The following is a 12,992-nucleotide window of genomic DNA, read 5'->3' on the forward strand; positions in this document are numbered from 1 at the left end:
GAAAATAATAGTCTAACATTAAGTTCTTAGGCACTAAAACCACTACGGAGGAATTAATAATGGCAAATATAACACAATCCGAAAATAAAACCGAACAAAAATCCGAGTTTAAAATAGGGCAGAGAATTGTCTATCCTGCACATGGAGTTGGTGAAATAACAAATATTGAATATCATACTATTGCAGGTACTGAAATTAAAGTATATGTAATTTCCTTTTCGCAAGATAAAATGACATTAAAAGTGCCTATTAGTAGAGCTGCGGTTGTTGGTCTTAGAGCGGTTGCAAGCAGAAAAGATTTAGATGTCATATATTCAACTCTTCAAGGTAAACCAAAACAAGGAAATAGAATGTGGAGTAGAAGAGCCCAAGAATATGAAGGCAAAATTAACTCAGGTAATATTGTAGCCATAGCCGAAGTATTACGGGACTTACATAAAAATGTTGATAATGATCGTTCTTACAGTGAAAGAACGCTCTACGAATCAGCTTTAAATAGACTCGCAGGCGAGCTTGCTATCCTTGAAAACATCCACCCAACCGAAGCAATTAATAAGTTAGTTGAAGTATTACGTGAAAAATTAGTAGCGTAGATACTCGTTGAACTTGAAAAATTGGCTACGTCGTCTTTGTAAGTCCTCGGATGCTCACGTATTAAGTATACGCTCCGCTCCTCGGCTTATAGACTCCTTGCTCTTTTTCAAGTTGAACTTCGTATAACAACTCTTTATTTCACAGGAGTATATTTTTTGTCATTGCGAGGAAATTTACAATAGTAAATTGACGAAGCAATCTCAGGAGTTTGTTATTATTTCATGAGATTGCCACGCAGCCATGGCTGCAGTCTTGTTGCATGGCTCGAAAAACATGCTCGGTGTCATTCCTGCGAAAGCAGGAATCCATCATAAAGCGAGATAAATCGAGCTTTTAATTTCAAAAATTTGCTATATTTATGCTTTTTTTTTGGATTCCTGCTTTCGCAGGAATGACATAAACAAGCCATACAACAACGCCTGGTTTACGGACCGATTACTCTTTTCTAAGTTGAACTAACTTCGTATAGCTACTCTTCATTACTCGAAGTATATTTCTGCTAGATTGCCATGCTCCTTTTAGTCGCTCGCAATGACGACAAGGTCATACTAACTTACCCTACTAACAGATAGTTCATCCGGAATTTCTCAAGAGATACAGCAACTACATAGTCAACAAATTCTTTTAGTAATTTTGGATCTGTTACTTCTTGTCCTTTATCATCACGAGCAGTTAAAAGTTTTGAATTAATTTTTTCAAGAACTACTTTCTTAATATCATCAATATTATGCGTACCGTCTAACATTTCTAAAATATATTTTTCATGTATCGGTATACCTACCATATCATTAAGTCTATTAGTGACGCTAAACACGCTAGTTACATTATTAAAATGTGCTTGTTTTGCTTGGTATCTTGCAAATTCGCTAGTTTTAGGTTTTTCGGTGATAGTTGCTATAGCATGCGGCTTAGTCTCAAATATTTTGAGATAACCTTGAAAAATGAATGTGATAAAATGTTGTTCTAGTGCAGCTAGAAAATCTTGTAATTGATATTTACCAAGCTTTTTAAAAGCTTCTTTTGCTACTTGTTCTAAGCTTATCGGATTGCTAATATTTTCAGCATATACATATAAAATAGCTTTCATAATCGGTGAAGTGGTTGAAATAAAAGGATCAGGTAAATTTTCGTAATAGAAGCTAACATTTTCCTGTTCGTTAGTTAAATCAACATCTTTTTCTAGAGTTACCGGTCTAATATTAAGGCTAGTAAAAAACTCTTTTAAATTATTAAATTCAATTTTTCTGTTTATAGGTATGTTTTGATGACATAATAATGTCGAACGGAATTTTCTATTAGTGATAAAATCCATATATTGCTCTGTACGAACAATATCGTTAACAGCTTGTAGTTGTTCTGCTGCTTTAGCCGGTAAATTACCGATAAACATTGCAGTAAGCGACGTATCACCTAAGTAATTTAGATGATTTTTTTGAGCTTTTTCTATGAATTGGTGAAAATATGTAGCTGTATTAATTTCGCCTAAATATTCATGTAATACATACGAGTCCGTATATGCGGATAATAATTTTGTTTCATCTCGTAAGAAGTTGGAATAAGGAGTTATAGAACTTTCTAATGAGTCATTAATAAACTTTAAAAGTAATCTAGCTTGCTGTAATTTATCGTGACTAGTATTAAATATTTCTGAGTGGAACATCATCATTTCACGTATTGTTCTCTGCATATTCCACCCCGGCAGCGTATTATAGCTTACAAAGGCTATGCCGTTCGGATTTAGCAGCTTATTACAGACTTCGAGTATTTTATCTTGTACTTCTTTAGGCACCCATGAATATACTCCATGACAAACTATGTAATCAAACTTACCATATGACTCATCGAGATCTAATATAGATAATGCCTTTAGCTCGGCATTTTTTATTTTCAAATCGTTGATAATTTTTTTACCTAATTCTATTTGTGTTTTGGATAAGTCAACACCTAGAGATTGTGATTTAGGATATGTTTCAGCAAAGTTAAGCAGATTAACACCAACTCCACAACCGATATCAAGTACTTTAGCAGTTTCAAGAGGCGGAGGGTTTAGTCCAAATAGCTTACCGATAGTTCTTAAATACGGTGGGGAGGTATAACTGAAAGTAAATGGAGAGTAAGGTACTTCATCGTAGGATATTTTATTAGCTTGTTTTGTCATAGTATTTACATAAATTAAAAATTAATTTTAAGCAGTTTCAAAAGATTAAGCAATATATTTTATATACAATTTCCTGTCATTGCGAGGAAATTACGAAGTAATTGACGAAGCAATCTAGTAAAAAATTCTGATTTACAGAATTTTTTTATTATTTTTCTAGATTGCCGCGTCGGCTATGCCTCCTCGCAATGACGACTCGGATATCTACGCAACAATGCCACGCGAGAATGACATTCGTATAAATTAAACTACAACCTTATCAATTGTGCTTTATTTGCAAAATTTTCTATTCCCTCTAGATCGGTAGCGGTAACCCATAGCTGCATGTTTAAACCGGTAAAAAATTCGATTAAATATTGACGTCTTTTGTCGTCTAGATGCACAAAGACTTCGTCTAAAAGTAAAATCGGTGCTATTTTAGTTAGCTTTATAGCATAATTCATTTCAGCAAGGATTATTGCAATTAATATAGCTTTTTGTTCACCGGTAGAACAGAATTTGGCTAAGATATTTTTCTTTTGATGCTTTACTAAAAAGTCGCTTTTATGAACTCCAAAACTAGTGCGACCAAGTAGTTTATCTTTGCTTCTTGTTTGATAAAGTTCTGCAGTAATAAAATTAACAATATTTTCTTCGCCGTCTAATATTTTTTGTTCAACAATGCCGTCAATCGATAAATCGGCTTTTGGAAATTCATTTTCAAGTTCATCTATTGCTTGCTGCATAAATTCTAAGGTTTTTAAGCGATTATTAGCAATATGACTAGACATATCAGCCATCTTTTCTTCAATAATTTTAAGCCAATTATCATCTCTTATATCTTCTGCTAGAATTTTATTTCTCTCATGCATGTAATATTCGTATTTACTAACTAACTCTGCATGTTTTGGATCAAAATTATAAACTATTCTATCAAGAAATTTTCTTCTATCACTACTACCGCTTGTAAAGATACCTTCCATTTGCGGAGTCAGCCATACCATACTAGTGAATTTACTTAGCTCATTATTAGCTATTTTACTTTCGTTATATTCGGTTATTCGCCTATTTGAGCTGCGTTTGATATGCGTACTAAACTCTGCAAGTCCTAGCTTACTTTGCAATAGAGCTTTAACGATGCAATAATCTTCTGAAGCTTTGCATATATCGGCAAGTTTCGCTGATCGCAAGCCCCTGCCTGGATAAAATAGTGATATAGCTTCTAAAATATTAGTTTTACCGCTACCGTTTTCACCTATTAAAATTATTGGGGTATTATCTGTTTTTAGTTCAAGGTTTTTAAAATTACGATAATTTTCAAGACTTAAGGAATGTAGGAAGATATTTTTCATTTTATGAAAGAGAATAATAGTTAAATTATTGATACGTTGTATACTCGGTGAATTTCAAAAATTGGCTACGTCGTTCTACAAGAGCTGTGGTGCTCACGTATTAAGTATACGCTCCGCTCCTCGCCTTGTGAACTCCTTGCTCTTTTTAAAATTGACCTTCGTATACCAACTCTTCATTTACTCGAGGTATACCGTCTAGAAATTGCCATAGTAGTTTTGCACCTTTTATCGCTCCTTGATATACTAATTTTTGTTCTTTTGAGCTTAAATTATTAATCAAATTTGCACATTCTTGTGTATGCCATTGATCAACTTTACTATGAACAATGAAAAATTGTAAAGTTCTGTAATCTGAAATTCCATAAAATTTTTGTAACCCTTGAATTTTAGAGTCAGATACTTCAGGAGTCTGACGCTCATAAGCATAAAGTGCTCCAAGACCTATAGAAAAAGATTCCTCTGTTAATTTAAAATAACCTTGAACAAGTTGTTGAGTTGAGTCTAATTTAGGTTCTGAAGTGAGCTGGTTTCTTAAACATCCAAGTCCTTCGGCAAAACGTTTCCATAGTTCCGGGTGATTTTCTTCACCTTGTTCTTCTTCTATAAGATTACCAAGTAAATATTTGCCTAGCTTGTATATCACTACATTTGGAATGTATTGCACTTATATAACGTGGGAAAGCTGTAACGTGATGATAATATTCTTTTGCGTAAATTTGTAAAGTGGAATGAGTAAGTTTTCCCATATTCCATAATTGATAAAATGGATGATTTAAAAGGTTATATTGTTCAAGATCTATATTAAGCTGTTCTAAAAATTTCATCTTACCTCTTTATTTAATGAATTTGTAAATTTGATAATTATTTGTCTTGTCTATTATTACCGAATGCCATCCTGCTAGAAAATCAATAGGAAAAAAAGCATCTCCATCATAATTTTTATTTATTTTTGTAAGTAAAAATTCATCAATAAGATTTTGCTCTAGGAAAAGAGTCGCTATTTCTGCCCCTCCAACCATAAAAATTTTCTTATCAGTAAAAGGTTTTATTACCCGCCAAAAATCATCTAAAGATTTAATAAAAAATATATTATTATAAGATTGTAATGGTGTATTTCTTGAAAAAACAATACAAATACAATTTTTTAAAATCTTTGCAGGTATAGAGTCAAAGGTTTTTCGTCCCATGACTATAATATTATTTTTTACCGTCTGATAAAAATATTCAAACTCCTTAGTATAAGACCAAGGCATCTGACCTTTATTACCTATCACCCCTTGTGGGTCACATGCCATTATACCGATGATTTTTCTATTTTTCATGAGATGAATGTTTAATCATATGGTCTGCTACAAAAAATCTTTGATGCTCTATAACATTATGCACTCGTAAATAATCAGCTCCATGCTCTGTTAAATATTTTGATATTGCTATTGTTTCTAAATCTCTTTCCGATGCTTTGGAATTATAAAAAGCAGAAATATAAGATTTTCGTGAGTGTCCTACCAATATCTCACATCCTAGATTTTTAAATTTTTTAATATGTTGTAATATATATAAATTTTGATAAACGGATTTTCCAAAACCAATTCCAGGATCAAGAATGATATTTTTTCTATCAAATTCACATTTTTCTAATTTTGTTATTTCTTGCTCTGCCCATATATTTAAGCTAGCAAGCGGAGATTTATCGAAATCAAGACATTTTTTGTTTTTGCGGTGGAACGGTTAATGAGTGCATAGTAATAATTTTACAATTATAATCGGCAATTAATCGTAATGTATAATTATCTAGATTATTTTTAACCAAGTTTATACAGGAAATAGGGTATTTTTTTAAAACATTTTTAATTACTTCAGGAGTAAAGCTATCAATACTGACTATAATTTCTTTTTCCTTTATAACTTCCCTAAGCTCTTCAAGAACATTCTCAAGCCTTGCATATTCTTCATCTTCATTAATAATTAAAGCAGAAGGACGTGTTGATTGTGATCCAAGTTCAATTATTGTAGCCCCTTCATTTATCAAGCGTACAAAATTTCTAACGGCATCTTCTTTATGAAAATTTAATCCTCCATCAGAAAAAGAATCAGGAGTAATATTTAAAATACCGACAAATTGAGGATTTAAAACAAGAGAGCGTATAACTCCTTGATTTTCAGTTAAATGTGCTATTTCTGCAAAGGTTTTATTGTTGTAAAAATTATTAGTCGAACATGAATAACGACATTCCAAACTTAAACCTGCAATTAGATGAATAAGAAACGGTCTGTTTAATAATTCAGGATGCGGTATTTTTAAATCAGGCAAATCTATATGGTAATTACTCCAAAGTAGGATATCTAAGTCAATAACTCTTGGAGACCATTTATCGTAAGAGCTTGCTCGACCTAGTTGTTTTTCAATCTTTTTAAGCAATTAGAAGTTTACTAGGCGTTAAAGTACTTTTGCCCTGCACCACCATATTTAAATATGATTTATCCCAAGCTTTATCTGCATTAGGTGGTAGAATAACTTGTGTTTCAAAAATAATAGATTGCTTAAGCAATATTAAGCAATCTAAAACCACAGCTTTTTAGTAAATTTAGAGCTTTTTTAATATTTAAAAGTCTATTACCTAAATTACTGCCTATAGAAATATAAATCATAGCGCCTCCTTTCCTGAATAAGAAAAAGAAACTCCGCCATGCACTCCTGAAACCGGTGATTTTAATTTAGTAACGGTTACGTTTAGAAAAATCTTTTCTAATTTAGATTCGATAAAATTTTGATAAATAATATCATATATTTGTGCAGCTAAATACTCGATAAGATTAAAGTGATTTTCTTGAGAAAGTTTTTGTACTAGCCGTACGATTTCTGCATAACAAATAGTATCGTTTATATTATCCGTTACAGTAGCAGGCGGAGGAGTTGATAGAAGGAGTTGTATGTTAATTTTTACAGGTTGAGCGTGGTGTTTTTCTTGAGTACTGCAGCCAAGATGTACCCGAGTTATTAGTTCCGAAATATTAAGTTTACATGAATAATTTAAGTTGAAAGCTTGATACCTATCATAATATTAATTTTATAGTAAACACAGTTGAATTATATACGATTTATACATTATCTTTTAATTTTTTAAAAACATATCTCATGCCGTAAATGGGTTAGCTATTCGCTGGCATTCGCTATATTCTTAAAAAAATAAAACATTTCCTATAAATAGCACATAATTCAACTGCGTTTACTATAGTTTAATATAAGCTCTTTATAAAAAGATACAATAGTTAAATTGATATACCGCCACTTTTTTTAAAGCCGGCATGAGCTTTTTCAAGTTTTTTAATAAGTCTAGGTGAATATGATTTAATGTCTTTTTCCTTGCCGCCTTCATATTTTTTAGCGAGTTTCATTCCCCCTCTGATCATATTATAGGCGAAGTTCATTAGCTTTGTTTCGCCTGCTATTCTTTTTGGGTTCATAAACATATAAACTTGATAAACGGCAAAGCTCTTTATTAAACGCTTTAAGTCCATTCTAGCTTGCCGTGTTATACCTTGCAATTTATCTTTTGGGTTTGCAAGGTTTTTATTAGCATCTCTAACTATTTTAGAATGCTGATGCATTAAATAATTACTGACTTCGGCAACATTCTTGTTGATGAGCTTCTCATCCATTTTAAGCATTTTAAGCTTTAAGTTTTTAGTTTTACCTAAATACTTACGGATTAATAAGATAATTCGGCTTTGCAGTTGAGTTAAATCCATAGTTTGTTCGTTAAAGATAGCAAGTATTCGCTCTATCTCATACTCAAACTCTTCATTTTGGCTTAATTCTTCAAAAATTTCCTCCACCTCTTTACTCTCAAGTACAAGATCGTCACTAATACCCATTAATGCATCTTTTATTTGATCGGCGATTTTTTTGGTATCTTCGGAAAATTGATTATTTGTCATAATCTAATTCATCGTTAAATATAGCTATTTTTATACTAGCACCACATTTCTACTTGTCTATAAAAATTGTATTAAGAGATATTAAATTTTTCTCATTGAGGATACTCTGAGGAATTATAACAAGCACCTAACATATTGCTAGAATCTTCATTATTATCATTAGGTATATCCTTAAGACTAAGTAGATATGAGGTCTCATCTTTTAACGTATTATTAAATTTTAGTGCAAGATCTTTATATGTTACGGCTATCTTATTAAATTTAAGTTGAGTATCAAGAGAGGAGTATAAAGTACTTAGACATTTATAAAGGTTATGTAATATTATATTATTGTTATATTCATCTATGGTTATTGTTGCCGTTATAATATCGAAAAACGCTATTCTTGTTAATTCTTGTGCGTCTCCTGCTAACTTTGTTAGCCCCTTTTACTCTTAAAATATTTTGCTTGTTCTAAATATGCTTCAGTTAATACTAAAGATAATTTTGTTATATCTTCGATACCACCATGTTGTATTTTGCTTATTATTTCTGATTTATGAGTATTGATTAAGCTTTCAAAAGCTTTTAATATGCCGGTTACATCGGGAGTTAAGTGTAAATATTTGAGAGCTTCAGAATAATTCTTCCTGCCGAGTTCTATAGTTCCGAGTTCTATATTTGCTTTAACAGAACCAAGTTCGGCAGCTTTTTTATATAACTCTATTGATTGATTCGGCGTTATTGTGGAGATTTTGGCTTTTTGGCAATAAATTTCAGCTAATTGACGCTTAAAAAATTGTTCTTCCTTATGTTTTTTAGACATATTGTCATAAGCATCTTTTAATAATGTCTCTAACTTGTTATAAGTCTCTATCTCTTGTTGTGGAAGTATTTTAGAAGTAAGTAGCTTATTATAGATTACTATATTTATATCTTCGTCTTTAATAATTTCTGTTATAGAACCGGCAATATATTCCCATAGCGATTTAGCATCTTCTTCATTGACGGGATTTATTAGGTTTTGTAAATTAGTAATATTTTTATCTATAGATAAATTCAAAGATAAATTTATTAAATTTGATTTTAAGTTAGTTTTAATATCTTCTAAATTTTTTATATTAGCGGTTTTAATTCTTGTTAAAAATTCTCTTAGCTTAAATATATCATTAACTTCTGCAGTATCTAAAGTTTTGTTAGTTTTTATGTTATTATAAAAGTTGTGAACAGTTTCATTTAATTTTTTAAGAAACGAATCTTTAGTACTCTCTATCATTGCTATGAAAGCTACTAATAATTCTGCATTTATATTATAGCTTGCTACCTCGCTAAATAAATTATCAAACCACTCTGAAGAATTAATTAAATTTAAATTCTCTTGAAAATTATTGATATTGGAAAAATATTTCAAATAATTTATAAGAGAATTTAAACTACTTTCCAGTTTTGAAATTTGTAAAATAGAATATAATTCATCACTAACCTTAAGAAAATTTGCTATAGTCTTGTCTTTATTGTCCCTAGTTTGAGAATCATTTAGGATTTTTATTAATTGTACTAATTTTTGATTTTTAGATGGATCAAATATTGTATTTTTTTCTTTATCCCATATGTGATCTATTTCTGTTTTAAGTGTATCTATATTAGATTTTATTTCTAGATTAATCATCTGTATTGCACTTAAAATTTCTTGTGAATTATAATCATTTATGGTTATTTTATTACTTTTATTAGGTGTGATATAATCTTTATCATATATTATCTTTAATATTTTTCCGTATTTTTGGCTTATTACTAGGCTTAGGGAAAAAGTATGAATTGGATGTTAATTTAGCAATAATAGATTTTTGTTTTTCACTAAAGCTTTTTTCTTTAAGAGCTTCATTAAAAATATTAGATATTTGAATCTGAGTTTTCTCATTTATTGTGTCGGTAAAAATTACGGATATATTATTACCTGTGTCCATGAATTCAAATAAATTAGTAAATTCCCATAATACACTAGTAAGCTCTTTTATCTTATTTTGAGTATCAGGCGATTGAGCGTTTTGTATGGCAATATCTTTTATTACTAAAATAAATTTGGTTGGTTTAGTATCTAAAATCTTTTGTAAAAAAAATGTATTAAGAATTGACTGGGCAAATGAATGGTTGTTATTTAAATAATTACTGTTATAAATCATTAAATTCGGTTGATTTTTATTTGCAGGAATATTAAAGATGTCTATTTTATCATCCTGTTCGCTTGTTCCAATAAATTCAAAATTTCCAAATTGATCACTCTTAACTTCTAATTGTTTATCTTTAAAAAATTTAGTTAGAATATTTAAATCTTCTTTGTTTGGTCCTAAGGTGACTATAGCTTTATTACTTTGATTAATAATAGGTGCATATTTCTGCTCATATTCATTTATCAGCTTAACAGGTTCTAATATTTCAAGAACAGATTTTTCTATTTCTTGCTGTTGGTGTGTTTTAGTCATCTTTGACCAATCTAACATATTAATTATCCTTATCAGTTGTTTTTTTATTTAATAATCTTAACTTTAAGATTAACTCAAAAAATTTCAATTTAGTTAATAAATTAATTAATTTATTTTAACTAAAAATATGTATATGATAAAAATATCACAATTTAGATATTACGATATTTAATACAGTAAAAGATGATTTTTATTGCATATATGATAAGAATAAGTTTTATTATAAATAAATATTAATAATTACTTAAGGTTATGAGAAATAATAAAAACCAAATGTATATTATAAAAATTTTTATAACCCTAGCTATGATTACGGGCATAATATTTTTATGTTTATTTTATTCTTCATTAACTCCGTCTAAGCTTAAGATTGGTGCAAAAACTAGTAATATGGACGATTCGCCTAAAATTAAGTTCACTCTTATAGATCAAGAAGGAAAGAAATTTGATAGTACCCATTTGCAAGGTCATTTAAGTTTGATTTATTTTGGTACTACCTATTCCTTATATGACAACCAAGCACTAAAAAGAGTAGAAGATATTATTAAGATTTTGAAGAAAGAGAATATTGTAGTACAAGTAGTTTTTATTACTCTAGATCCTGAGCATGATACAAGTGAGGTATTAAAAAAATATTTAGAAAAAATAGATGGTAATTTTATAGGTTTAACAGGAAGAGTACAAGATATTGAACAATTAGCAGATCAATTTAAGGTCTTCTATACATCCAAAATATTTGATGTAAAAACAAACGAATATGAATTACAACATTCTAATTTTGTGTATTTAATTAGTAGCCAGGGAAAATTTTTAAAGCATTATTGCTTAGGCTTACCGAAAAATGGTTAACAGATAATCTCTAAGCATTTCCTATTTGTGATGAGAAATGTATTTCATCAATGCCTAAGTGTTTTAATGCATTATGCCATTTACTTTCAGGATTATCGGCAAAAATAAATTCTTTATTACAATCCATAACCAACCATAGGTTTTTCTCTAATTCTTCTTCAAGCTGCCCTGGTTTCCATGCGGTATAACCGACAATGAATAAGCTATTTTTAGGTCCTTTACCGAAAGCTATATCTTCTGAAATTTCTAAATTAGAGCTTACTGTTAAATCATTCTGGAAATCCAATAACAAATTTTTATTATAATCGCTAGAATGAAGAAAAAAACCTTTTTCATGTTCTACGGGTCCGCCAAGATATATAGGAACCATAACCGGGGTTGTTATTTCGTCATTTTTTATTTTAAAAAACGATTTTAAATCTATATGATTTACTAAGCGGTTAAATATTAATCCTATTGCTCCTTCTTCCGTGTGTGATAACATATAAATTAAGGATTTATGGTAAATGCCTTTTGTAATTACATGCGGTGTAGCAACGAGTGTTTTACCGGATAAGTTATGAAAAATTTTATCGCCCATAAATAAAACTTTAATTATAATATTAGAGGTGATCTATAAAGATATTTTAATTGATAATTAAAGAGCTTTTTTAGCGAAAATGAATAAGATTTTTGTAGTAATAGTAGTTCCTATTTCAAAAAAATCTTACAATTTGCAGCAAGAAAGAATTTAACTAGCTTTAAAATATCTTTATAGATCACCTCTTAAAGTATATAAGATTTAAATTCAATTATTCAATAGAAGTTAACAATAATGATCACATTTTTTGATATTACTATTTTTGCTATTATTACTCTTTTCTCATTTTTCGGCTTATATCAAGGTATAATCGGGTTTTCAACTAGAATACTCGGTTTTATTACTTCTATAATGTTAGGATATTTCTTATATCCGTATATTTCTGAACTAATCGGGAAATATATGGAGAATGAGGTTATAAGAATAATTATTGCCGGTGTTATATCTTATGTTGTTTCTTTAATTTTATGTGTTTTTATAGTTTATAAATTTCTTGCTATAATTTCGTTTATGAGAAACGGTTTTATTGACAGATTCTTAGGGCTATTAGCAGGATTTGCCGTAGGTACTATTATCTCGTTAGTACTATTTTTTATAACAATAATCTTTACTTCTGAAAACTATTTTAAAAGTAAATCTTTAGAAGATTTTGTAGTAAGTAGCAAACAAAGCAAATATGGAGGAGTGCTGAAAGTTTCCGTCACCACTGATTATTTAGATGAATTAAGTAAAAATATTATAGTTATAATTCCAAACGAGACTTTAAAATCTATTGAAATATTTGAAAATAAAGACTTAAATAATTTCAAAAACTCCCTTAAGAAATCAAATGATTCTAACGATGATGAGGATATATTTTCTCAAGAATTACAAGATGAGCTTTCTAATATAGATGATGAATAGGATGTTACTTCATAGCTATTATGTCATTCCCGCGTGGCGTTGTTGCGTGGACCGGTTTTCCGTCATTGCGAGAAGAATTACTACGTAATTCGACGAAGCAATCCAGTAAAAAATTCTGATTTACAGAATTTTTTTAATCTTTTTCTGGATTGCCACGTCGCTTCGCTCCTCGCAAT

At 29.8% G+C, this 12,992-nt stretch carries 16 protein-coding genes; 3 read left to right on the top strand and 13 right to left on the bottom strand.

What is annotated here, in order from left to right; all coding sequences use genetic code 11:
• Window positions 1–59 precede the first annotated feature (59 nt).
• Entirely contained in the window at window positions 60–593 is a 534-nt protein-coding gene (locus tag BN1174_RS04085; protein ID WP_040256730.1) for a CarD family transcriptional regulator, read from the top strand.
• Between the two features lie 554 nt (window positions 594–1,147).
• Here the strand turns inward: BN1174_RS04085 and BN1174_RS04090 are convergent.
• The 12 genes from BN1174_RS04090 to BN1174_RS07880 form a co-directional block, all read right to left on the bottom strand.
• Window positions 1,148–2,752: a class I SAM-dependent methyltransferase gene (locus BN1174_RS04090; RefSeq protein WP_040256732.1), complete on the bottom strand. Its 1,605-nt coding sequence runs from the start codon at window positions 2,750–2,752 to the stop codon at window positions 1,148–1,150.
• Window positions 2,753–3,000: 248 nt separating this feature from the next.
• Complete coding sequence (gene recF, locus BN1174_RS04095; RefSeq protein WP_040256734.1) at window positions 3,001–4,083, bottom strand: DNA replication/repair protein RecF; 1,083 nt, start codon at window positions 4,081–4,083, stop codon at window positions 3,001–3,003.
• A gap of 145 nt (window positions 4,084–4,228) precedes the next feature.
• Window positions 4,229–4,726: a CADD family putative folate metabolism protein gene (locus tag BN1174_RS07865; protein WP_231555786.1), complete on the bottom strand. Its 498-nt coding sequence runs from the start codon at window positions 4,724–4,726 to the stop codon at window positions 4,229–4,231.
• Window positions 4,692–4,907, bottom strand: a complete 216-nt coding sequence (locus tag BN1174_RS12685) for a thiaminase II/PqqC family protein (RefSeq protein ID WP_045812788.1) — start codon at window positions 4,905–4,907, stop codon at window positions 4,692–4,694. The genes BN1174_RS07865 and BN1174_RS12685 overlap by 35 nt, the downstream gene beginning before the upstream one ends.
• Before the next feature lie 9 nt (window positions 4,908–4,916).
• Entirely contained in the window at window positions 4,917–5,405 is a 489-nt protein-coding gene (locus tag BN1174_RS04105) for a dihydrofolate reductase (protein WP_040256736.1), read from the bottom strand.
• The gene (locus BN1174_RS12280) at window positions 5,395–5,748 is read right to left on the bottom strand and encodes a dihydropteroate synthase (RefSeq protein ID WP_331370593.1); all 354 of its coding nucleotides are present in this window, start codon (window positions 5,746–5,748) and stop codon (window positions 5,395–5,397) included. Before BN1174_RS12280 ends, BN1174_RS04105 begins: the two co-directional genes overlap by 11 nt.
• Window positions 5,749–5,779: 31 nt before the next feature.
• Window positions 5,780–6,502 (bottom strand): dihydropteroate synthase, encoded by a 723-nt coding sequence (locus BN1174_RS11695; protein WP_269378905.1) that lies wholly within the window; start codon window positions 6,500–6,502, stop codon window positions 5,780–5,782.
• Entirely contained in the window at window positions 6,495–6,653 is a 159-nt protein-coding gene (locus tag BN1174_RS10805; protein ID WP_231555787.1) for a hypothetical protein, read from the bottom strand. Before BN1174_RS10805 ends, BN1174_RS11695 begins: the two co-directional genes overlap by 8 nt.
• 75 nt (window positions 6,654–6,728) lie before the next feature.
• Window positions 6,729–7,094: a dihydroneopterin aldolase gene (locus BN1174_RS08820; protein ID WP_082022363.1), complete on the bottom strand. Its 366-nt coding sequence runs from the start codon at window positions 7,092–7,094 to the stop codon at window positions 6,729–6,731.
• Window positions 7,095–7,353: 259 nt separating this feature from the next.
• Window positions 7,354–8,022 (bottom strand): DUF5394 family protein, encoded by a 669-nt coding sequence (locus tag BN1174_RS04125; RefSeq protein WP_040256737.1) that lies wholly within the window; start codon window positions 8,020–8,022, stop codon window positions 7,354–7,356.
• Between the two features lie 418 nt (window positions 8,023–8,440).
• A complete protein-coding gene (locus BN1174_RS11700) occupies window positions 8,441–9,670 on the bottom strand; it encodes a hypothetical protein (RefSeq protein ID WP_231555788.1) in 1,230 nt (409 codons plus the stop codon).
• An 82-nt stretch (window positions 9,671–9,752) separates the two neighbouring features.
• The gene (locus BN1174_RS07880; RefSeq protein ID WP_052454734.1) at window positions 9,753–10,502 is read right to left on the bottom strand and encodes a hypothetical protein; all 750 of its coding nucleotides are present in this window, start codon (window positions 10,500–10,502) and stop codon (window positions 9,753–9,755) included.
• A gap of 234 nt (window positions 10,503–10,736) precedes the next feature.
• On the opposite strand from BN1174_RS07880, the gene BN1174_RS04145 reads away from it, so the two are divergent.
• Window positions 10,737–11,333 (top strand): SCO family protein, encoded by a 597-nt coding sequence (locus BN1174_RS04145; protein WP_040256740.1) that lies wholly within the window; start codon window positions 10,737–10,739, stop codon window positions 11,331–11,333.
• A gap of 10 nt (window positions 11,334–11,343) precedes the next feature.
• Here the strand turns inward: BN1174_RS04145 and BN1174_RS04150 are convergent, their stop codons facing one another.
• Window positions 11,344–11,913, bottom strand: coding sequence for a YqgE/AlgH family protein (locus tag BN1174_RS04150; RefSeq protein WP_040256741.1), 570 nt, complete (start codon window positions 11,911–11,913; stop codon window positions 11,344–11,346).
• Between the two features lie 234 nt (window positions 11,914–12,147).
• Between BN1174_RS04150 and BN1174_RS04155 the strand changes: the two genes are divergently transcribed.
• Window positions 12,148–12,816 carry a CvpA family protein gene (locus tag BN1174_RS04155; RefSeq protein WP_040256743.1) on the top strand — a complete coding sequence of 223 codons (669 nt, stop codon included), beginning with the start codon at window positions 12,148–12,150 and terminating at the stop codon, window positions 12,814–12,816.
• The last annotated feature ends 176 nt before the right edge of the window (window positions 12,817–12,992 follow it).

Origin of the sequence: Rickettsia hoogstraalii, assembly GCF_000825685.1 — a bacterium.
GTDB classification, from domain to species: domain Bacteria; phylum Pseudomonadota; class Alphaproteobacteria; order Rickettsiales; family Rickettsiaceae; genus Rickettsia; species Rickettsia hoogstraalii.

What these genes read in the sequence shown, in the direction of transcription:
- BN1174_RS04090 (WP_040256732.1), bottom strand. Translation starts at nt 2,752, where the DNA reads ATGACAAAACAAGCTAATAAAATATCCTACGATGAAGTACCTTACTCT.
- BN1174_RS07880 (WP_052454734.1), bottom strand. Translation starts at nt 10,502, where the DNA reads ATGTTAGATTGGTCAAAGATGACTAAAACACACCAACAGCAAGAAATA.
- BN1174_RS04150 (WP_040256741.1), bottom strand. Translation starts at nt 11,913, where the DNA reads ATGGGCGATAAAATTTTTCATAACTTATCCGGTAAAACACTCGTTGCT.
- BN1174_RS04125 (WP_040256737.1), bottom strand. Translation starts at nt 8,022, where the DNA reads ATGACAAATAATCAATTTTCCGAAGATACCAAAAAAATCGCCGATCAA.
- recF (WP_040256734.1), bottom strand. Translation starts at nt 4,083, where the DNA reads ATGAAAAATATCTTCCTACATTCCTTAAGTCTTGAAAATTATCGTAAT.
- BN1174_RS04145 (WP_040256740.1), top strand. Translation starts at nt 10,737, where the DNA reads ATGAGAAATAATAAAAACCAAATGTATATTATAAAAATTTTTATAACC.
- BN1174_RS12685 (WP_045812788.1), bottom strand. Translation starts at nt 4,907, where the DNA reads ATGAAATTTTTAGAACAGCTTAATATAGATCTTGAACAATATAACCTT.
- BN1174_RS04085 (WP_040256730.1), top strand. Translation starts at nt 60, where the DNA reads ATGGCAAATATAACACAATCCGAAAATAAAACCGAACAAAAATCCGAG.
- BN1174_RS11700 (WP_231555788.1), bottom strand. Translation starts at nt 9,670, where the DNA reads ATGATTAATCTAGAAATAAAATCTAATATAGATACACTTAAAACAGAA.
- BN1174_RS04105 (WP_040256736.1), bottom strand. Translation starts at nt 5,405, where the DNA reads ATGAAAAATAGAAAAATCATCGGTATAATGGCATGTGACCCACAAGGG.
- BN1174_RS04155 (WP_040256743.1), top strand. Translation starts at nt 12,148, where the DNA reads ATGATCACATTTTTTGATATTACTATTTTTGCTATTATTACTCTTTTC.